14 protein-coding genes and 4 pseudogenes are annotated in these 20,951 nt (G+C 68.4%); 8 read left to right on the top strand and 10 right to left on the bottom strand.

Annotated elements, in window-relative coordinates:
• The first annotated feature begins 35 nt into the window (after positions 1-35).
• The 7 genes and pseudogenes from ABLE93_RS24110 to ABLE93_RS24140 all read left to right on the top strand — a co-directional run bounded on the left by ABLE93_RS24110 (position 36) and on the right by ABLE93_RS24140 (position 10,138).
• Positions 36-750 (top strand): annotated as a pseudogene (locus tag ABLE93_RS24110) (response regulator).
• Positions 747-2,081, top strand: a complete 1,335-nt coding sequence (locus ABLE93_RS24115) for an ATP-binding protein (protein ID WP_209483288.1) — start codon at positions 747-749, stop codon at positions 2,079-2,081. The pseudogene ABLE93_RS24110 and the gene ABLE93_RS24115 overlap by 4 nt, the downstream one beginning before the upstream one ends.
• A gap of 93 nt (positions 2,082-2,174) precedes the next feature.
• The gene (locus tag ABLE93_RS24120) at positions 2,175-3,800 is read left to right on the top strand and encodes an efflux RND transporter periplasmic adaptor subunit (RefSeq protein WP_238513388.1); all 1,626 of its coding nucleotides are present in this window, start codon (positions 2,175-2,177) and stop codon (positions 3,798-3,800) included.
• 9 nt (positions 3,801-3,809) lie between these two features.
• A pseudogene (locus tag ABLE93_RS24125) lies at positions 3,810-6,942 on the top strand (efflux RND transporter permease subunit).
• 12 nt (positions 6,943-6,954) lie between these two features.
• Positions 6,955-7,329, top strand: a complete 375-nt coding sequence (locus ABLE93_RS24130) for a hypothetical protein (protein ID WP_149577254.1) — start codon at positions 6,955-6,957, stop codon at positions 7,327-7,329.
• A 62-nt stretch (positions 7,330-7,391) separates the two neighbouring features.
• Positions 7,392-8,912, top strand: coding sequence for a multicopper oxidase family protein (locus ABLE93_RS24135; protein ID WP_149577255.1), 1,521 nt, complete (start codon positions 7,392-7,394; stop codon positions 8,910-8,912).
• Between the two features lie 98 nt (positions 8,913-9,010).
• Positions 9,011-10,138, top strand: a pseudogene (locus tag ABLE93_RS24140) (MFS transporter).
• 276 nt (positions 10,139-10,414) lie between these two features.
• Here ABLE93_RS24140 and ABLE93_RS24145 read toward each other — a convergent pair.
• From ABLE93_RS24145 to ABLE93_RS24170, 6 genes and pseudogenes are all read right to left on the bottom strand, one after another.
• On the bottom strand, positions 10,415-12,802 hold the full coding sequence (locus ABLE93_RS24145) for a heavy metal translocating P-type ATPase (protein ID WP_232847551.1): 2,388 nt from the start codon (positions 12,800-12,802) through the stop codon (positions 10,415-10,417).
• Between the two features lie 153 nt (positions 12,803-12,955).
• A pseudogene (locus ABLE93_RS24150) lies at positions 12,956-13,468 on the bottom strand (methyltransferase family protein); the annotation flags it as partial.
• Positions 13,465-13,758: a DUF2933 domain-containing protein gene (locus tag ABLE93_RS24155; protein ID WP_188079545.1), complete on the bottom strand. Its 294-nt coding sequence runs from the start codon at positions 13,756-13,758 to the stop codon at positions 13,465-13,467. The gene ABLE93_RS24155 and the pseudogene ABLE93_RS24150, both read right to left, overlap by 4 nt.
• Positions 13,759-13,825: 67 nt before the next feature.
• The gene (locus tag ABLE93_RS24160; RefSeq protein WP_149577257.1) at positions 13,826-14,425 is read right to left on the bottom strand and encodes a Spy/CpxP family protein refolding chaperone; all 600 of its coding nucleotides are present in this window, start codon (positions 14,423-14,425) and stop codon (positions 13,826-13,828) included.
• A gap of 2 nt (positions 14,426-14,427) precedes the next feature.
• Positions 14,428-16,326: a DUF3141 domain-containing protein gene (locus ABLE93_RS24165; RefSeq protein ID WP_149577258.1), complete on the bottom strand. Its 1,899-nt coding sequence runs from the start codon at positions 16,324-16,326 to the stop codon at positions 14,428-14,430.
• Positions 16,327-16,464: 138 nt separating this feature from the next.
• Positions 16,465-16,818, bottom strand: a complete 354-nt coding sequence (locus ABLE93_RS24170) for a hypothetical protein (RefSeq protein ID WP_232847539.1) — start codon at positions 16,816-16,818, stop codon at positions 16,465-16,467.
• Positions 16,819-16,946: 128 nt separating this feature from the next.
• On the opposite strand from ABLE93_RS24170, the gene ABLE93_RS24175 reads away from it, so the two are divergent.
• Complete coding sequence (locus ABLE93_RS24175; RefSeq protein ID WP_012116555.1) at positions 16,947-17,156, top strand: hypothetical protein; 210 nt, start codon at positions 16,947-16,949, stop codon at positions 17,154-17,156.
• Positions 17,157-17,510: 354 nt separating this feature from the next.
• On the opposite strand, the gene ABLE93_RS24180 is transcribed toward ABLE93_RS24175, so the two are convergent.
• From ABLE93_RS24180 to ABLE93_RS24195, 4 genes are all read right to left on the bottom strand, one after another.
• On the bottom strand, positions 17,511-17,939 hold the full coding sequence (locus tag ABLE93_RS24180; protein ID WP_012116554.1) for a hypothetical protein: 429 nt from the start codon (positions 17,937-17,939) through the stop codon (positions 17,511-17,513).
• 137 nt (positions 17,940-18,076) lie between these two features.
• The gene (locus ABLE93_RS24185) at positions 18,077-18,244 is read right to left on the bottom strand and encodes a hypothetical protein (protein ID WP_188079546.1); all 168 of its coding nucleotides are present in this window, start codon (positions 18,242-18,244) and stop codon (positions 18,077-18,079) included.
• 385 nt (positions 18,245-18,629) lie between these two features.
• The gene (locus ABLE93_RS24190) at positions 18,630-19,553 is read right to left on the bottom strand and encodes a DUF2493 domain-containing protein (RefSeq protein WP_348842261.1); all 924 of its coding nucleotides are present in this window, start codon (positions 19,551-19,553) and stop codon (positions 18,630-18,632) included.
• 339 nt (positions 19,554-19,892) lie between these two features.
• The gene (locus tag ABLE93_RS24195) at positions 19,893-20,930 is read right to left on the bottom strand and encodes a DUF7146 domain-containing protein (RefSeq protein ID WP_149577259.1); all 1,038 of its coding nucleotides are present in this window, start codon (positions 20,928-20,930) and stop codon (positions 19,893-19,895) included.
• Between the last annotated feature and the right edge of the window lie 21 nt (positions 20,931-20,951).

Here is a 20,951-nt window from a genome sequence, read left to right on the forward strand (position 1 = left end):
GCCCGCAGGACGGCCTCGCAGGAGTGCGTCACCCCGTGTCTCCCGAATGCCATATCCTGATCGTCGATGATGACGCCGAGATCCGACGCCTCGCCGGCAAGTTCCTGCGCGAGCACGGGCACAAGGTCACCGCGGCACAGGATGCGCGCGAGATGCGCGAGGCAATGAAGGCGGGGGCGGTGGATCTCATCATCCTCGACATCATGCTGCCCGGCACGAGCGGGCTCGACCTATGCCGGGACATCCGCCGCACGTCGGACGTGCCCATCATCATGCTCACCGCGCGCGGCAGCGACGTGGACCGGATCGTGGGGCTGGAGCTCGGTGCGGACGACTATCTGTCGAAGCCCTTCAATCCGCGCGAGCTGCTCGCGCGCATCCATGCGGTGCTGCGGCGCATGCGGCCTTCGGGCGACGCCACGGCTTCCGGGGGCCACCCTGCTCGCCTTTTCCGGCTGGACCCTCGACACCCGCCGGCGCGAGCTGACCAATCCCGAAGCCGTGGTGGTGGATCTGTCGACTGGCGAATATGACCTGCTCCTGACCTTCCTCGAACATCCCCAAAGGGTGCTGACGCGCGACCAGCTGATGGACGCTGCCAAGAACCGCACCGCCACAGGCTTCGACCGCGCCATCGACATCCAGGTCAGCCGGCTGCGCAAGAAGCTTGAGTCCCATGGCGGACCGGAGATGGTGAAGACCGTGCGCGGCGCCGGCTATTTCTTCGTCCCGGAGGTGGAACGCTCGTGATCCGCGCCCTGATCCGCGCATCGGACAGCCTCGCCGTCCGCACCGCCGTGGTGGCGGTGCTGGGCATCGTCGTCGTGCATGTGCTGAGCCTGTGGACCTACGAGCACGCCATGGAGCGCGAGCGCCATGCGGCCCATGCCATCCGCCTCGCCGACCAGATCGTCGCGCTGCGCCGGTCGCTGGCAGCAGCGCCGCCGGAAAGCCGCGAGGATGTGGCCCATGACTTGTCCGGCGGCGCCATCGACGCGCACTGGAGCCGGGAAGCCATGGCCGCACCCGGCCCCCATGCCGCGGAGGGATGGCAGCGCCTCGCCGACGACGTGCGCACGCTGGCGCCTGACCTCGGACCGCAGGATGTGCTGGTGGGCGCGGGCACCGATCCGCACCTCAGCCTGGTCGCCGTGCGCCTTCCGGACGGCAGCTGGCTGAACGCCCGCCTGTTCGCCTCCATGCCGCAGGCGGCCGGGACGCACGGATCGGTGCTCTCCACGACCCTCATGGCGACGGGCGTGCTGCTGCTGTCGCTCGCCATCGCCGCCTGGCTGACGCGGCCGCTCAGGGCCATGGCGCGGACCGTCGCGGCCCTGCCTCCGGACGCCCCTCTGGTGCGGCTCCCGGAGACCGGCCCGACGGAGGTGCGGGAGCTGGCCCACGCCTTCAACGGCATGCAGGCTCGCATCGCGGAGCTGATGGAGCGGCGCACCCAGGCCCTCGCCGCCGTCTCCCACGATCTGCGCACGCCCATGACACGCCTGCGCTTCCGCATGGAGGACGTGGGCGACCCCGCCCTGCGCGAGGCCATGGCGGCGGACGTGGCGGAGATGGAGCAGATGGTGGACGCCACCCTGTCCTACCTGCGCGGCGAGGCCAGCGAGGAGCCGGTACGCCCGCTCGACCTCGTGGCGCTGGTGGAGACGCTGGTGGACAATGCCCGCGACCGGGGCCTTGCCGCCGATCTTGCAGCCCCGCCGCGCCTGGTGGTGGCAGGCCGCCTCGTCAGCCTGAAGCGGATGGTGTCGAACCTGCTGGAGAACGCGCTTCTCTATGGCGGCGCCGCGCATGTCGTGCTCGCGGAGGAGGGCGCCGAGGCGGTGCTGACGGTGAAGGACGAAGGCCCAGGCATTCCGCAGGACCAGTTCGCCGCCGTGCTCGAACCCTTCGTCCGGCTCGACACCTCGCGCAGCCGGTCCACCGGCGGGGTGGGGCTCGGCCTTCCCATCGCCCGTGCGGTGGCCGAGGCCCATGGCGGCACGCTGACCCTCGCCAACGGCGCCGGCGGCGGCCTCGTCGCGACAGTGCGCCTGCCCAAGCTCCAGACTGAAACAAACTGATACAGAAGCGATACGCGGCGTGACAGCCCGTGCGCTATCTGGCTCCCGTACCGGATTGAGGATCGGACGGGTTGAAGGATGGTGCGTCATTTCATGCGGAGAGTTGGCCTTGGGTCGTGGGCCCTTCTCGCCGGCCTGGTGCTGGCGACGGGCGCGATGGCGCACGAAGGCCACGACCACGGCGCGCCTGCCGCGCCTCAGGTAACGTCTCTCGCCCCCCGTGCCGAGGCCGCCTCCGCCGATTTCGAGCTGGTGGCAGTGCTGCGCGACGGCATCCTCGCCATCCACCTCGACCGCTTCACCGACAACGCGCCGGTGGACCGCGCGACCATCGAAATGGACACGCCCGAAGGCGCGCAGACCGCAAAGCCCGAGGAGCCCGGCACCTATGTGGTTGCCGCTCCGTTCGCCGCGAAGCCGGGCACGCACGACCTCGCTTTCACGGTCACGGCCGGCGGCACGGTGGACGTGCTCGCAACCACTCTCACGGTGCCTGCGGCTTCGGTGACGGCCGACCCCAGAGCCACTGCGCCGGCGGCGCTGGCGCTGCTGGGCGGATCGCAATTGGGCTTGGGTGCCGGCGTCGTTATCGGCTTTCTCGCGGCCGTGCTCTTGATGTCGCTGCGGCGGCGCACGGCGGCACTCGTTCTCGCTGCCGGTCTGGGGCTTGCCTCCGCCGCGCTCCCGCCGGATGCGCAGGCCGCGGATACGCCGAAGCCTTCCGCACGCGATGCGGCCCAGCGCCTGCCCGACGGCTCGGTGATCGTGCCGAAGCCCAGCCAGCGCATCCTCGGCGTGCGCACCATCGTCACGGCTTCCGCCAGCCATGCCCGCGCGGTGGAACTGCCGGGGCGGGTGGTGCCGGATGCCAATGCCAGCGGGCTCGTGCAGACGGCGGTGGGTGGGCGGCTGGCACCGCCGCAGGGCGGCTTCAAGCCGCTCGGCACCAAGGTCGCGGCGGGCGACATCCTCGCGTTCGTGCACCCGCCCATCGGCGCCTCGGACCTCAAGGACCTGGAGCAGCAGGGCTTTGAGCTGGACCAGCAGATCGCCATCGTGAAGCGCCGCTATGAGCGCCTGTCGGCTATCCAGAACGCGGTCACCCGCCGCGAGGTGGAGGAGACGGAGATTGAGCTGAAGGGTCTACAGACTCGCCGCGCCACGCTGGAGCGGGTGCAGCGCGAGCCGGAGGCGCTGCGCGCGCCCGTTGCCGGCATCATCGCCACCTCGGACGCGGTGGCGGGACAGATGGCGGACCCGAACACTGTGGTGTTCCGCATCATCGATCCGGATCGGCTGTGGGTGGAGGCGCTGGGTTTCTCGCCGGACATGGGCCGCTCCGGGGCTTCCGGGCGATTGCCCGATGGCCGCTCCGTCGCGCTCACCTTTCTGGGCGCGGGGATGTCCGACCGCAGCCAGGCCGTTCCGCTGCAGTTTTCCGTCACCGCGGGTGCCGAGGGGCTGCGTCCAGGCCAGTTTCTCACGGTCCTCGCGGAGGCCGGCGCCCCGCGCATGGGCATCGCCATCCCCCGCACGGCGGTGGTGCGCGGGGCGAACGGTCAGGCCATCGTCTATGAACATGTCGCAGCCGAGCGCTTCGTTGCGCGCGAGGTAAAGACGGAGCCCCTCGATGCCGGCCGCGTGCTGGTGGTGGCCGGCCTGCCGCCCGATCGCCGCGTGGTTACCGAGGGCGCCGAACTCATCGACCAGATCCGCTGAGGCCGGCCGATGTTCAGCTTCCTCGTCACCCAGTCCCTCAAAAACCGCCTGCTGGTGCTGGCGCTGTCCCTCGTGCTGGTGGTCACCGGCGCCTTTGCGGTCACCCGCCTGCCGGTGGATGTGCTGCCCGACCTCAACCGGCCCACCGTCACCATCATGACCGAGGCGGAGGGCCTTGCCCCGGCCGAGGTGGAACAGCTTGTCACCTTCCCGTTGGAGACGGCGATGAACGGCCTGCCGGGCCTCATCCGCCTGCGTTCGGTCTCGGGGGTGGGGCTCTCCGTCCTCTATGTGGAGTTCGATTTCGGCACCGACATCTTCCGCGACCGCCAGCAGATCGCCGAGCGCATCGCTTTGGTGCGGGACCGGCTGCCGGCGAACGTTGCCCCGCAGATGGGGCCCATCAGCTCCATCATGGGGCAGATCCTGATGTTCGCGGTGACGAGCGACACTGCGTCCCCCATGGCGGTGCGCGAGGCGGCGGACTTCATCATCCGCCCGCGCCTGCTCGCCATTCCCGGCATCGCGCAGGTCATCCCCATGGGCGGGGAAGTGCGGCAGTTCCGCGTTTCGCCGGACCCTGCGGCCATGCGCGCCCATGGCATCTCCCTCGATGCGCTGGAAAAGGCGGTGGCGCAGTTCGGCACCAATTCGGGCGGTGGCTTTGCTGACCATGGCGGGCGCGAGTTCCTGATCCGCAACATCGGCCGCACCCTCAGCCTCGACGACCTGAAGGGGCTGGTGCTGCCCCGCCCCGCCGGCGGCACCGTCTTCCTGCACCAGGTGGCGCAGGTGGATTACGCGGCCCGCATGAAGCGGGGCGATGCCGGCTACATGGGCCGGCCGGCGGTGATCGTCTCGGTGGAGAAGCAGCCGGAGGTGGACACGATCGCCCTCACCCGCGCGGTGGAGGACGCGGTCAACGACCTGAACCGCACGCTGCCCAACGGCATCCGCATTTCGCCGCCGGTGTTCCGGCAGGCCGACTTCATCGCCGCCTCCATCGGCAACGTGGAAAAGGTGCTGATGGAGGCCATGGCGGTGGTGGCCGTGGTGCTGTTCCTTTTCCTCGTCAACTGGCGCACCACCTTCATCTCGCTCACCGCTATACCCGTGTCGATCCTCGCCACGGCCATCGTGTTCCACGCCTTCGGCCTCTCCATCAACACCATGACGCTGGGCGGCCTCGCCATCGCCATCGGCGAGCTGGTGGATGACGCGGTGGTGGACGTGGAGAACATCTTCCGCCGCCTGCGCGAGAATGCCGCCGCCGCGGCGCCGCGGCCGGTATTCGACGTGGTGGTGGCGGCGAGCCGGGAGGTGCGCTCCGGCATCGTCTACGCCACGCTCATCATCGTGCTGGTGTTCGTGCCCTTGTTCGCGCTGCCGGGCATCGAGGGGCGACTGTTCGCGCCGCTGGGGCAGGCCTATATCGTCTCGATCCTCGCGAGCCTTGTCACCTCCGTCACGCTCACGCCGGTGCTCGCCTTTTACCTGCTCCCCGCACTCAGCCGCCATGTGGAGCGGGAGAGCGTGCTGGTGCGGGGTCTGAAGCGCGGATACGCCGGCCTGCTCGCCGCCGCCTTCCGCCACCAGCGCCTCGTGATGTGCGCAGCCGCGCTTCTCTTTCCTCGCGGCGGTGGCGGCCGCCGTGGGCCTGCCGCGCGCCTTCCTGCCGCCGTTCAACGAGGGCTCGCTCACCATCTCCATGTCCTTCCGGCCGGGCCTTTCCCTCGCCGAGAGCCATCGCATGGGCCTTGTCGCCGAAAAGCTCATCCTGGACGTGCCGGAGGTGAAGGCGGTGGGTCGGCGCACCGGCCGGGCCGAGCTCGACGAACACGCCGAGGGCGTCCATGCCTCCGAGATCGAGGTGGATCTAGGACCCTCCGCCCGCAGCCGCGCCGAGATCACCGCCGACATCCGCGACCGCCTCGCGGTGCTGCCGGCCGCCTTCAACCTGGGCCAGCCCATCTCCCACCGGCTGGACCACATGCTCTCCGGCGTGCGGGCCGAGATCGCCCTGAAGCTGTTCGGCGACGACCTCGATACCCTGCGAACTACGGCGGAAGACCTGCGGGGGCGCCTCGCCGGCATTCCCGGCCTTGCGGACCTGCAGGTGGAGCGGCAGGTGCGCGTGCCGGAAGTGACGGTGCGCGTGGATTATGGCCGCGCCGCCCTCTACGGCCTCCAGCCCGCGCAGGTGACGGACGCGCTGGAGCGGCTTTCCAACGGCCGCGTGGTCTCCCGCCTCGTGGACGGCGCGCGGCGCTTCGACGTGGTGGTCCGCCTGCCCGATGCGGCGCGCACCACGGAGGGACTTTCGGGCCTGCTGATCGAGACGCCCTCTGGCTGGGTGCCGCTCTCGCAGGTCGCCGAGGTGACGGAGACGGACGGGCCGAACCAGATCCTGCGCGAGGGCGGGCGCCGGCGCATCGTCGTGCTGGCCAACACCTCCGGCGGGCGCGACGTGGCGGTGGTGGTGGCCGACATGCGTGAAGTGATCGCGGCGACCGCACTGCCGGCCGGCATCTCCGCGAGCCTTGAGGGCACCTTCGCCGCGCAGGAGCAATCCATGCGCACCATCGGCGGCCTGTCCGCAGTGTCGGCGCTACTCGTTTTCGCGCTCCTCTACAGCCGCTACCGCTCGGCGCTGTTCGCCGCCATCATCATGGGGAGCGTGCCGCTGGCGCTCATCGGCGCGGTGGTGGCGCTGTGGATCGCCGGGCAGCCCCTGTCGGTGGCGAGCATGATCGGCTTCGTGACGCTCACCGGCATCGCCGCGCGCAACGGCATCCTGAAGATCAGTCACATCATCAATCTCGCCATCGCCGAGGGCATGGCGTTCGGCCCCGCTCTGGTGATGCGCGGCAGCCTGGAGCGGCTGACGCCGGTGCTGATGACCGCCGCGTCCGCCGGCATCGCTTTGCTGCCGCTCATGAGCGGGGCCGAGGTTCCGGGCAAGGAGATCCTCCACCCCGTCGCCATCACCATTTTCGGCGGCCTGGTCAGTGCCACGCTGCTCGACGCCGTTCTCACCCCCGTCCTCGTCCTGCGCCATGGCCGACGCCCGCTGGAGCGGCTGGTGGCAGCGGCGTGGGAGACCGCCCCCTCCACCGCCGCCGCCCGCGCGGACGCCTTCTGACCGGAGCCTGTCATGATCTTTCGCCGCCTTTTGCCGGCCGTCCTCAGTCTCCCGCTGGTCGCCTTGCCCGTCCTGGCCCACGAGCCCGGCGCGGGGGCGAACGGCGGGGTGCGGGTGGATGCCGGCCATTACCACGCGGAGCTGGTGGCCGACGGCACGCCCAATGTCGCGCTTTATCTGAGCGACGGCGCCGACAAGCCGGTGGCGGCCGAGGGCTTCAAGGCCAACGCCATCCTCGTGGTGGACGGCAAGGCCCAGCGCTTTCCCCTCTCGCCCGCCGGCGGCAACCGGCTCGCCGGGACGGCGGCGGTTGCCATCCCAAAGGGCGTGAAGGGCGTGGTCCAGATCTCCGCGCCCGACGGCGCCTCCGCTCAGGCCAAATATTGAAGACCGCCCGAAACCCCTTCGCTTCGCCTCGTCTGCCCGGCGACGAGCCAAAGAGGCCGATCATGACCCGACCCGTGTTCCAATCCGCCCTCTCCCGCCGCGCCGTCCTGACCGGTGGCGCGGCGCTCGGCGCCCTCGCCTTCTCCAGCGGCTGGCAGCGCGCCCTTGCGGCTCCGCTTCTCACGGTGGAAAGCCTCACCCTCGACGTGAACGGCAAGGCGGCGAAGGTGTTCGCCGTTAAGGGCCCTTCCGGCGAGGGCCTCTTCGCCAAGGAGGGAGACCGGCTCACCGGCGCGGTGCTCAACGCCTCGCAGAGCCCTGCGGTGATGCACTGGCACGGCCAGATCTTCGCCCCGCCGGACCAGGACCTCGCCCGTCCCAATGGCGGCGAACTTGCCCCCGGGGGCATCGATCAGGTGGATTTCCGCCTTACCCCGGGCACCCACTGGATGCACTCCCACACCTTGAGCGAGCAGCAATTGCTCGCCGCGCCCCTCGTCACCCGGGAGGCGGACGCGGGCGATGTCCAGGACGTGGTGGTGATGCTGCACGACTTCTCCTTCCGCAGCCCGGAGGAGATCCTGGCCGAACTCGGCGGAGCGAACGCACACGGCGGCCACGGTGGTCACGGCATGGGCCAGCAGATGCAAGGCATGCCGGGAATGGCGATGCCGGGAATGGACCACTCCGGCCACGGCATGGGGGGAATGGGTGCCGGGCCGGGCGCTGGAATGGGCGCCGCGATGCAGGGGGGAGGTATGCAAGGCGGCGGCATGATGGTGCACGCCAACGATGTTGCCTACGACGCCTTCCTTGCCAACCGCCGCACCCTCGCCGATCCCGAGGTGGTGCAGGTGGAGAAGGGCGGTCGGGTGCGGCTCCGCATCATCAATGGCGGCACCGCCACCGCCTTCTTCATAACCGTGCCGGGCCTGAAGGCGACCTGCATCGCGGTCGATGGCACGCCTTGCGCCCCGCTGGTGGCGGATGCCTTTCCGCTCGCCCAGGGACAGCGCATCGACCTCCTCGTGGAGATCCCGGCAGGGGGCGGTGCCTTTCCGGTGCTGGCGCAGGTGGAGGCCTCGCCCCGTCGCACCGGCTTCGTGCTGGCGACGGCCGGTGCTGCCATCGCCCGCCTCGGGGAGACGGCCGACAGACCGCAGGGGCTTCTCGACCTCGCCTTCGAGGGGCGGCTTTCCGCCTTAAATCCTCTCCCGGCGCGGCGGGCGGACAAGGTCTTCCCCATCATGCTGGGCGAGGAGCCGGGCTATCGCTGGACCATCAACGGCCGCATCCACGGGGAGGACGTGCCCTTCAGCGTGCAGCAGGGCGAGCGGGTGGAGATGACCTTCCTGAACCCCACCGGCATGAGCCATCCCATGCACCTGCACGGCCACCATTTCCAGGTGGTGGGCATCGGCGGGCGCCGCTTTGCAGGCGCCCTGCGCGACACGGTGATGGTGCCGCCGCACACGCCCGTGACCATCGCCTTCGATGCCGGGCAGAGGGGCGAGTGGTTCCTGCACTGCCACCACCTCTATCACATGGCCACCGGGATGATGGCGGTGGTGAAGGTGGCTTGACGATCGAGGTGGACAGGAAGCAGCAGGAAGCCTGGCGGGAGGCTGCAGGTCCGCGCCCCGCCATCCCGAGGACCGTCTGGGCCCTCGGCTTCGTCAGCATGTTCATGGAAATCTCGTCCGAGATGATCCACGCGCTGCTGCCGCTCTTCCTCGCCGGCACCCTCGGTGCGAGCGTCGCCATGATGGGCATGATCGAGGGCGTGGGGGAATCCAGCGCGCAGATCGCGAAGGTCTTCTCGGGCTATTTGTCGGACCACTTCGGTCGGCGCAAGCCGCTGATCCTGCTCGGCTACGGGTTCGGCGCCGCATCCAAGCCGTTCTTTGCCCTGGCCGGCGCTCCGGCGATGGTGTTCGCCGCGCGCTTCGCCGACCGCGTCGGCAAGGGCATCCGGGGCGCGCCCTGCGATGCGCTTGCGGCCGACGTCACCCCGCCCGAGATCCGCGGACGCGCCTATGGCCTGCGCCAGGCCCTCGACACGGTGGGCGCCTTCGTCGGGCCGCTGCTTGCCGTCGCGCTGATGGCGCTGTTCGCCGACGACATGCGGGCCGTCTTCTGGGTCGCCCTCGTTCCCGGCGCTCTTGCCGTGCTCTGCGTCGTCCTCGGCGTCGAGGACAGGTCCGTGGGCACGGTTGGAACAGGCCGGCCTCCACCGGTGCGGATCGCGGATCTCAGGCGCCTCGAACGTCCCTTCCTTGTCGTCGTGGCCATCGGTGTCGTCTTCACGCTCGCGCGCTTCAGCGAGGCCTTCCTCGTCCTGAATGCCTACGACGAGGGACTGCCGCTGGCGCTCGCTCCGTTCGTGCTCGTCGCGATGAATGTCGTCTATTCCCTCGGCGCCTAACCCGCCGGCGCCTGGTCGGATCAGGCGCCGCCGGAGCGGCTTTTGCTCAGCGGCCTTGCCGTGCTGGTGGCGGCCGACCTCTCCCTCGCCTTCGTCCCGGGCCTGTGGGGGGCGTTCCTCGGCATCGGCTTGTGGGGCGCGCTCATGGCGCTCACCCAGGGCCTTCTCGCCAAGCTCGTGGCCCAGAACGCCCCGGCGGCGCTGCGCGGATCAGCCTTCGGCCTGTTCAACCTCGCCACTGGCCTCGCGACGCTGGCGGCGAGCCTTGCCGCCGGGCTGCTGTGGGACATCAGTGGCGCCCGGGCGACGTTCATCGTCGGCGCCGTCTTCGCCCTCCTCGCATCCGCGCTCGTGATCACCTTCGATCCCAGCCGGAAGTCCTGAGGCGGTCCCGCCGACCATCGTCGCGGGAGGCGCGCTGGTCCTGTCCGACAGGGGGCGGTGGACAGGCTTGGCCTGCCCACCCCTTTCGTCCCCGGGACGCACTCTCATCGGCCGAGATACTTGAGGAGCGCCGCGATCCCGAGGACGACCAGGACCAGGATCAGGAGGCCGAACAGCCACATCCCCCACATGCCGGAGCCCATCATTCCGTCGAAATTCAGCATGGTTCCCTCCCTGGAGCCGGATCCGTCTCTGCAGTCCAAGAACGAGGACGCCTTAGCCAAGCGGCGTGCGCCGCAGGCGCAGGGCATTGGCGATGACGCTGACCGATGACAGCGCCATGGCCGCGGCGGCGATGATGGGCGACAGCAGAAGCCCGAACAGGGGATAGAGCACGCCCGCCGCCACCGGTATGCCGGCCGCATTGTAGATGAAAGCGAAGAACAGGTTCTGGCGGATGTTGCTCATGGTGGCGTGGCTCAGCTGCCGGGCGCGGGCGATGCCCTGGAGATCGCCCTTCAGCAGCGTCACGCCGGCGCTCTCGATGGCGACGTCCGTCCCGGTACCCATGGCGACGCCGACGTCCGCCGCGGCGAGGGCGGGCGCATCGTTCACGCCGTCGCCGGCCATGGCGACGATCCGCCCTTCCTGGCGCAGCCGCGTCACCACCTGCGCCTTGTTCTCCGGCAGCACCTCTGCTTCCACCTCGTCGATGCCCAGGCGCCGGGCCACCGCCTCGGCGGTCGTCCGATTGTCGCCGGTGAGCATGACGACGCGGACCCCGGCGGCCCGGAGCGCCGCCAAGGCCACGGGGGTGGTCGCCTTGACCGGGTCGGCGATGGCGATGAGGCCGCCGATGCGCCCGTCCATTGCAACGAAGATCACGGTGGCACCATCGGCGCGTAGCGCCTCGGCCTCGGCCGACAGGGGGGAGAGGTCCACGCCTTCCTCGCCCATGATGCGGTGGCTGCCGATGACGAGCTTTTGGCCGTCCACCGTGCCAGTCACGCCCTTGCCCACCGGGCTGTCGAAATCCTGGGCCTCGCCGAGAGGCAGGGCGCGCTCCTCCGCCGCGGCGACGATGGCCGCCGCGAGCGGGTGCTCGCTCGCCCGCTCGAGCGTCGCCGCAAGCCGCAGGAGCGCGTCCTCTTCCAAGGCGCCGGCCGTCTTCAGCGCGACCACCTTCGGCTTGCCTTCCGTCAGGGTGCCGGTCTTGTCCACCACCAGCGTGTCCACCTTCTCGAACCGCTCCAGCGCCTCGGCATTCTTGATGAGCACGCCCATGGATGCGCCGCGACCGACGCCCACCATGATGGACATGGGCGTCGCCAGCCCGAGCGCACAGGGGCAGGCGATGATGAGCACCGCCACGGCGGCGATCAGCCCGTGGGCGAAGCGCGGCTCCGGCCCAAAGATGCCCCACGCCGCAAAGGCAAGGACCGCGATGGCGATCACCACCGGCACGAACCAGCCGGATACCTCGTCGGCGAGGCGCTGGATCGGCGCGCGCGAGCGTTGCGCCTCGGCCACCATGTGGACGATCTGCGCCAGCATGGTGTCCCGCCCCACCTTGCCGGCGCGCATGACGAAGCCGCCGCTCTGGTTGAGCGTGCCGCCGATGACCTTCGCGCCGACGTCCTTGGTGACTGGCATGGATTCGCCGGTGATCATGGATTCGTCCACCGAGGAGCGGCCCTCGACCAGCTTGCCATCCACCGGCACCTTCTCGCCTGGCCGCACGCGCAGGCGGTCGCCCACCACGACCGCCTCCAGCGCCACGTCCTCGTCGCTGCCGTCGTCACGCACGCGCCGGGCGCTCTTGGGGGCGAGGTCGAGCAAGGCGCGGATGGCGCCGCCGGTCTGCTCGCGGGCGCGCAGCTCCAGCACCTGGCCGAGCAGGACCAGCACTGTGATGACGGCAGCGGCCTCGAAATAGATGGCAACCGATCCGTCGGCGGCGCGGAAGGTCGCGGGGAAGATCTGCGGCGCGAAGGTCGCCACCACGCTGTAGGCCCACGCCACGCCCGTGCCCATGGCGATCAGCGTGAACATGTTGAGGCGGCGGGTGACCAGCGACTGCCAGGCGCGGGTGAAGAACGGCCATCCCGCCCACAGCACCACCGGTGTTGCCAACACGAGCTGGGTCCAGTTGGACGCTTGCGCGCCGAGCAGCATGTGGAGATTGGTGAGGTGCCCGCCCATCTCCAGGGCCAGCACCGGCAGCGCCAGCGCAAGGCCGATCCAGAAGCGGCGCGTCATGTCCACGAGCTCGGCGCTGGGACCGGTTTTGCCTGTCGCCACCTCGGGCTCCAGCGTCATGCCGCAGATGGGGCAGTTGCCCGGTCCCAGCTGACGGATCTGCGGGTGCATGGGGCAGGTGTAGATCACGCCTTGAGGCTGACCCTTCGCTGCGGGCGGCGTTTCCGCCGCACCGGCGGTATAGGCAGAAGGGTTTGCGTCGAATTTGTCGTGGCATTTTGCCGAGCAGAAGAAATAGCTCTTGCCGCCGTAGTCCGACCGGAACCCGGCGGTGGCCGGGTTCACCTCCATGCCGCAGACGGGATCCTTGACCATTTCCGTGGGCGCGATCCCGGCGCCTTCGGGCGGGTGAACTGCATGGTCGTGGTGGTGATGGTGGCCGGCGTGCGTGTCGTGCTCAGTCATGAGGGCGGTCTCCGGAGCGAGGGGCTGTCGCGGATGAAATTCCGATACGGGGAAAAAGGCGGGGACGCGGCTGGCATAATCATCCCACGTCGGCCCGAACTCAGTGCGGGCTGCGGCTTCTTCCTGCCGTGCGAGCCGCACATAGACCGAGACGAGAATGGGGAACATGGCGAGCGTGACCAGCGTCGGCCATTGCAGCAGGAAGCCGAACATGATGACGACGAAAGCGGCGTACTGGGGATGCCGCACGCGGGAATAGGGACCTTCGGTCGCGAGGCGGTGATCGCGCTGGGCCGCATAAAGCACGTTCCAGCTCGCGACGAGCAGCCAGAAGCCGCCGAAGATCAGAATATTGCTGAAGATGTGGAACGGCCCGAAATGGGGGTTCACGCGCCATCCGAACAGGGTCTCCAGCAGATGGCCGGCGTCGTGGGACCAGAAATCGACACCGGGAAACTGCCGGCCGAGCCATCCCGACAGGAGATAGATGGTCAGCGGAAAGCCGTACATCTCGGTGAACAGGGCAAGGATGAAGGCCGAGAACGCCCCGAGCGTGCGCCAGTCCCGCGGTGTCTGCAGCCGGGTGAAGCTTGCCGCAAACAGGATGAAGACCGCCGAGTTGATGATCACGAGGCCCCACAGGCCATAAGCGGAGGTCTCGGTCATCGGTTGCCCCCATCGGGACCCGGCGGCCGTTCGCCTGGCTGGTGTCCCGCATGATGGCCGTGGCCGTGATGCATGAACATGTGCATCAGCGGGCAGGCGAGCAGCAGGAGGAAGGGCAGATACCCCAGCGCATGGACGCGGTGCTCCGAGAACAAAAGAAAGGCCACCGCGAGAAGAAAGCCGATGGCGACGATGCCGCCGGGCGAGCGCCAGAAGCTTCGGTGCGGGGCGCGCGTGCCGGTGTCATTGCCGGGCCGCGGCATATGGCCGGTGTCGTCATGCAAGGACATTTGGTCCTCCTCCACCTGAGCGAAGCAGGCCGGCTGCGATCGCCGACCCGCCAGCGAGGTTCGACGCTCACATGGGGCCCATTCCACCCGGCATCATGAGCTGGTCCGCCGTGCGCTTCTGCGCTTCGTCGAACGACGCGTAGAGCGGCCCGAGCGCGGCCTTGAGGCGGCGCACCGCTTCGAGGCGGGCGACGAGCATGCGCTCGTGACCGTCGATCCGCTGCGGCAGGGTCGGCGCCGAGCCGCCCTGCGCGGCCATCATCATCTCCTGCATGTCACCCATCATGGCGCGATTGGCCTTGAGCGCTTCCGTGAATGCGCTCCACAGGGGCTGCTGCGCCTCAGTGATCTTCAGTTCGGCCTTCAGGAAGGCGATGCGCCCTGCGATGCGGTCGGGGTCCATCATCTGGCTCATCCCCATGCCGGCCCCTGCGTTTCCGCCGCCCATCATGCCCATGCCACCCTGGCCCATCATCCCCATCATGCCCGGCCCCATCATGCCTTGAGGGCCACCTGGCGTCGGCGTGGCCTGAGATGGCTGCGGTGCCGGCGCGGCAGCCTGGGGCGCAGCAGGCTGGGCCTCCGGCGGATGGTGCGCGTCCTCGGCGAAGCCCGGCGTCGAGAGCAGCAGCGCGCCGGCGAGCATCAGATTGCGAAACGTCGTCATAGTCAGTTCTCTCCTATCGCTGCGGTCCGGCTGATGCCGGCCGCCTGGAAATCCAAACCGCTCCGTGTATCCTGTGGCCCTGTGCCCTCACTCCTGTGCTGTGGGTCCGCACCGGCTGGGTGGGCACTGCCCACGCCGTCATAGAGACTGTCGAAGAGGCGCTCCCACAGGGCGTCCCGCAGGCGCCGGCCCTGCTCGATCCCCTCGGCGACGCGCGAGACGACGTGCTCCTCCTCGACCTTGAAGGGGTTGTCCGCTGCGGCCGGATGCCGGTCGGCGGCGACCTGCTCCGCGAGCCATCGGACATCGCGCATCCAGGGCATAAAGCCTTCCGACAACAGGTAGCGGCTGGTGCGCATTGGGTGCAGCGTCTCAAGCATCGCCGCCGACCAGGGCGTCGTCAGCGCCCGTACCCAGGGGCTGACGAACGTGCGGTAGAAGGCTTCGTTGCGCTCCGACAGGTCGCGCACGCGCTCGAAGGCAGGGTCCTGCCGGGCGAAGCGGATGTCGGACACCTCGCGCGCCTCGAAGCGGACCTGATAGGCGCCCTCACGGCAATCGGGATCGCCGGACGGATTGTCGATCTTCATCTCGTAGAGGCCGGGCGGGAGCGTCTCGATCCGCGGCAGGCTCTCGAGGATGGCCCGATGCTCCAGCCGCGCAACCTTTGCGGAAACGAAGATGCCGAGGTGACCCACATGGCGGTTGATGAGATAGACGATGCGCTGGCCCGCCGCCTTGAGATCTTCCGTATCCTGGTACACGATCGGTAACCAGCCGAGCGCCTGATGGGGCGGCGTGATGTTGTCGCCATAGGATGCGAAGATCACGAGCGGGTTGCGGATGCGCCTGAGATCCGCATGGCACCCTTCGCAGATCCGGACGCGGCCCTGCTCCAGCCTGTTGCCGACGAAGAAGTTCTCCACGATGGCGAGGATCTCCTCGCGGCTCAGGAAGTAATAGCCGCCCCACCAGCGCTCGAAGGCGAGGAACCGCTCCCGCTCAGTATCCATGTGGGCATAGAGGTTCGCGTACTTCTCCCATACCGCCTCGGGCTTCAGCCCCTCGAAGTTCTGCACCAGAAAGGCGCCGTCGAAGCGTCCGTCCCCGAGGTCGGCGAGAAGGTGTGTCAACCACGCCCCGCCCTCGAAGCCGGCGGCGATGCGCATGGGGTTGATGCCGGTCTCGCCGGCCCAGTAGGACAGAGGGGTCCCGTTCAGCACGGCCGGTCCGGCCAGCCCCGCGCAGTTCGCGGCGAGCAGCGTCACCGCCCAGCCGGCCTGGCAGTTCCCATAGAGCACAGGCGCGGCGCCGGAATGTCGCCATGACACCTCCTCGACGAACCGCCGCAGCACGTGAAGCACGTCGGCGAGCGTCTGCCCCGCGGCGGGCTCTGGATAGAAGGTGACGAAATAGACGGGGTGCCCCTGGTGCAGGGCGATGCCGACCTCGGAGTCCTGCTTGAAGCCACCGATGCCGGGGCCGTGGCCGGCGCGCGGGTCGAGGATCACCACGGGCGGCTTGGCCGCGTCCAGACAATCTTCCAGGCACTCGTCCCCCACGCGGGTCACGCGCAGGAGGGCATAGTTTGCCGGACGCTCGAGCCGGCGGGCATCGAGCAGGACCTCATAGTCGAAGTCGAGCAGAGCCGGCTTACCGGCGCGCTCGTGCGCCAGCATGTTGTCGGCCCGCTGGCGCAGCGTGTCCCAGAACAGGATCCAGCGCTCGGCCACGTCCCTGCCATAGGACAAGAAATCGCGAGCGAACGTTCCGGGATCGCTGGAGAAGGCGCTCCCTTGGGCATTTCGGGTTTGCCGCGGGGTTCCGGTGCCAGTCGGTCCGGATTGTCCAAGCGCAGCCGTGCCGGCCATAGGCTCGGCAAGCGTGTCGCGACCATACATGGAAAGGTCCTCGTTTCGCCATCGGCACGAGGCCGACGCTGATTTCGGGGGCATCTTGCGGCACGTCGACGCGCCGGCGCCCTGAACGGGCGCTGCTTCGCGCGTCCGCCTCACGCCTGAAATGCGTTGAGACCGGTATCAGCTCTGGAAACGCGGGGGATCGAGGCCGGGCAAGACCGCCAAGCCGTCCGCGGCCTGGTTGGCGAGATCAAAGGGCTCTCGAACAAAGGTCAGATCCAGAACGTGCAGGCTCGCGCCGTCGGCCACGGGCACATAGACACTGCAGGAGACGCTGCAGCACTTTCCGTGTTCAGCGGGTTGGGTCGGCTCGTCCGGATGATGATCTGCGGGATCAAGCGAGGCGATCTGGTACGGATGATCCGCCGCAGCTGCGTATGCCGAATCCTCGTCATGGCACGGCGCGGAATAGGCGCTCGCGATGGGTCCGAACAGCATGGCCATTGCCACCAGGATCGCTGGCAGCACCTTCACCCACCCCGCTGCCGACCTGAGCCTGATCATATGCCTCATCGCCTCACCGGCGAACTATGCCTCATCATAGGTGCGCATGAAAGGACCGCCTTGAGCAGGATCAACGCGGGCGCCGACGAGGTCACCTGTTGCACGTGCTGTTCGGCGAGATCATCACGCTGAACACGCTGGGACTGGGCCTGGAGGTGCCGATGTTGGCGTCGATCCGGCCAGCGTCCCTGATCCTCACCCTTGCCGCGCTCAACGCCGTGTTCCGCTTCCACCTCGGCGTGATGACGATTTTGGCAGGCTGTTCAGTGCTCGGACTGCTCTATGGGCTTGCGGGCGGTATCGGGTGAGCCATGAATAATGGCTCTGTTCGACTTGGCGCGTCGACGGACGGATGCCGAACGGGGATGATGGCGGCCTCCGCAACCTCACAGAAGACCGGCCCGATCCTCTTCGGCTTCACGTCCCCCGTTCCGGGCCGGCTCCGTGCACTTCCGCCGCGACGGGTAGGACCAGATAAGATAGCTCCCATCATGCGCTGGTCCGCGACCGACCACGTGGCGTCGTCTCGTCTCAAGTAATCGCGATCGACCGCCGCTTGGGCCTCTGCCACAATCCGGACGGCGCCACCGATCCGCATCCTCGGACAGCATGGATGGCAAGGCTCTTTCGGCTCCGGCCCTGCCGAATGACATGGAGCGTGCTCAGATCTGCGCAAGGTCCCAACTGGACGCGCTGGCCGCGACCCGCAACAGCGTCGTGACGCCGATGGCAATAGCGCCGATGATCGAGAAGACGATCTGCCACGTCTCGGACGGCATGGCGAGCTTCGCGATGCCATGCGTGGCGTGATAGCCGACGATGACGGCCGGGATGACGAAGGCGAGCGCAAAGAGGAGCCGCGCCCACATCGGACGAACGACCGCGAACAGAACCTGGCCGATGCCGAGCGTGATGCCCCCGGCGATCAGGCCAACGACGATCGCACCGAGCCAGCCCGCGCCGGTTTGGTGTGCCCAAGTGCCGGCGCTGACAGCGGCGAAGAACGGCAGCGCGAAGACCGCGAGCGTAAACAGCAGCCAGCAGAATAACGCGATGGCGGCGAGACCAAGCAGGATGCCGAGGAAAATCATGGTGGTATCTCCATAAGGAAAGCTCTGACGGTTGCGCCTTCCACCACCACCACCGCGGCGCGATCACCAGCATAGCAAGGGAAAAAGCCGCCGGAATCCCTGCAATGGGGATGCTCGGGACTTCCGCGCTCCCTCCGCTATCTGGCGAAGGGATCAATCTCCCAGACGATCTGGGAGGCATCGCCGTCGAATTCGTCGGCCGGCACGACCGAGAGGCTGCCGTCGCCGGCGCGAAAGATCACGATGACGACCATCAGGGTCTTGGCAAGGCTGAGGGCGAAGGCCTGCGCATCGGTAGAGGACATGGGGTCCGGCTCCTGCTCGAAGCGGAGGACCATCCCCCGCTGACAGGCGCCCGATTGGTCCGGCCGATGGCCGCAATCACCGCGACGGCGAAGCGGAGCGGCGGCACGCGGTGCGTAGCCGACCCCTTGCGGGTTGATGGCGTCAGGCCCTCGGCCGGACCAAGGATCAGCGCAAAAAAAGCGGGGGTGGATGGTCGCTCGAAGATCGGCAGGTGCGGCCGTCTCCCTGCATAAGCTGACTCTGGAGGCTTTGTTCAGCTACACGTCTGATGAGTACAGGTCCTGCTCGTCAGTCCGGTGAAAATCGATAATGGAGCCAGCACTTTCATGAGAAACGTTCAGGGCTCGTGAAATTCGATTCCGATGGTCGAGAAGGGGGCAGCGCTCATGCGCCGCCTGACCCGAACCGATAGACCGGGATGCCGAGCTTGCGGGCCTTGTCGGCGAGGTTGTCCTGGATGCCCGTGCCGGGGAAGATAATGACCCCGATGGGCATGACCGAGAGCATCTGGTCGTTGCGCTTGAAGGGGGCGGCCTTGGCGTGCCGTGTCCAGTCGGGCTTGAACGCGACCTGCGGCACCTTACGGGCATCGGCCCAGCAGGCGGCGATCCTCTCGGCACCCTTGGGCGAGCCACCGTGCAGCAGCACCATGTCAGGGTGCTTCGCGCGGACCTGATCGAGCTTCGCCCAGATGTGCGTGTGGTCCATCGTGTCGCCGCCGGAAAAGGCGATCTTCGGACCTGTGGGCATCATCACCTCGGTCTCAGCCCGCCTGCGGGCGGCGAGGAAATCGCGGCTGTCGATGAGGGCTGCGGTGAGGTGCCGATGGTTCATCAGGGATCCGGAGCGCGGGCGCCAGGCTGAGCCGGTGTGCCGTTCGAAGGCATCGGCAGCCTCGTCGCGCATCAGCTCGAAGGTGTTGCGGCGTTCCATGAGGCTCTGGCCCTCGGCGATGAGTCGCTCCAGCTCCGCCGAGCGCACCTCGCTGCCGTCCTGTTCCTGCTGGCTGCGGCGCTGGCCTTGCTCGTTGTCGTCAAGGGTGCCCGAGATACGGCCGGCGGCACGGTGGAAGAGATGGACGGTCGACCACAGGAGATCGGGAAGGTCCGGCTCGAGGCGAGTGTCTTGCAGCGTCGCGATGAGGGCATCGAAGATGTCGGCAATTGCGCCGGTGATGCGGTCGGCATCGGGAAGCGGCCGCGGATCCGTTTCGTCGTCCGAGGGACGGTAGCCATAGAGCTGAAGTTCCTGCAGCAGGTGATCGGTGGGAGAGGAAGCGTGGCGGGGTCCGTCGTGCTCGGTGCTCATGGGAGGCTCCGTCGGTTGGACCGCAGCCTTGCGGCCTTCATGGCGACGAAGCCGGCGGGCGGGACGGACCTGCACCCCGCGGGAAGCGCGGGGCCGGAGCGTGAGCGGAGGATGGCGAAGGCCGGGGATTTTGCTTCGCGATGGAACGCCGCGTGTCGGGGCCCTGCGACGCCTGCGTCGTGGGGAAACACCGGCGACGGAAAATCACCGGCCGGAGCCATTGCCGGTCCGGGACGACTGCCGGCCGATCGCCCTCTGGAAGGCCTGGCTGCGGGTTCTCTGTCGGCGGTGGGTATCAGAGCGTGGCGGAAGAGCATTCCCGCTCGCAGCCACTCCAGATCATGGGCTCGTCACGGACAAGCGGGCGACGTCCTCGGGAGCAAGCTGACATCGGAGTTGCGCCCGCAAGGCGTCAACGCCAAAGGCGCGCAGATCTTCGTTGAAGTCGCCAAGCGTCGGCGAGAGCACGATGGCCTCGATCCCGGTGGAGTTCGCTCGTGCAATGAGGCTGTCCCGTGCCCTGTTGCCGGCCGGATCGGTGTCGCGGGCGATGTAGAGCCGCCGTAGCCCGGGTGGAAAGGCGATGGCGGAAAGGTGGGCGGCCGAGAGCGCCGCTGCCGTCGGGAGGCTTGGCAACACGCCGCGGAGGGAAAGGATCGTCTCGATGCCCTCTCCGGCAGCCATCACGTCATCAACTCGGCCGAAGCGAACGGCATGCTCCAGCAGGTGACCTATGGCCCGCCGGGGCGTGGCGATTGCCGCCTTGTCCGATCCGTCCGGAGCGAGCCACGTCCGGTGGATGCCCATGATCCGTCCCCTGAGGTCGGTGACGGCAGCGATCATGGCCGGCAGGGGTTGAATGGGCCCGTGCGCAGCCGGGCGATAGAAGCAGCGAGGATGAAAGCGCAAGCTTCCGGTTTCGTGCAAAGCCGAGATGCCGCGGGTCCGCAGATACGCCTCTACGATTGTGCCCGAAATCGGCTCTGCAGCGGCGAACAGCCGTCGTGCCGAGATGACCGGATCACGTGAGGAACATTGCTTTCCGCCATGAGGAGCTTCCGCGTCTGGTGAGATTGGTGGAAGGCGCAGAAATGCTTGAGCCTCTGCGACCACATCGGTGAAGTTGAGCAGGCCCCGGCTTTCGCGGATCACGTCGAGGAGGTCGCCGTGCTCGCCCGTGGCAGCGTCGGTCCATTTTCCGGCTGGGCCCTTCGCGGTGTCCGTCAGCCGCACGAACATGGAGCGGCCGGGAGAGTTGCGAACATCGCCGACCTGCCAATAGTGCCCCTGCCGTCGGCCCGCGGAGAGATAATGGCGGCAGACTGCCTCCGCCTGCCGCCCCAACTGCCGGGCCAGATCATGGGTCACATCCGTCATGGGGACGCTCCAAGAAAATGG

The organism is Xanthobacter pollutisoli (assembly GCF_040044995.1).
GTDB lineage: Bacteria > Pseudomonadota > Alphaproteobacteria > Rhizobiales > Xanthobacteraceae > Xanthobacter.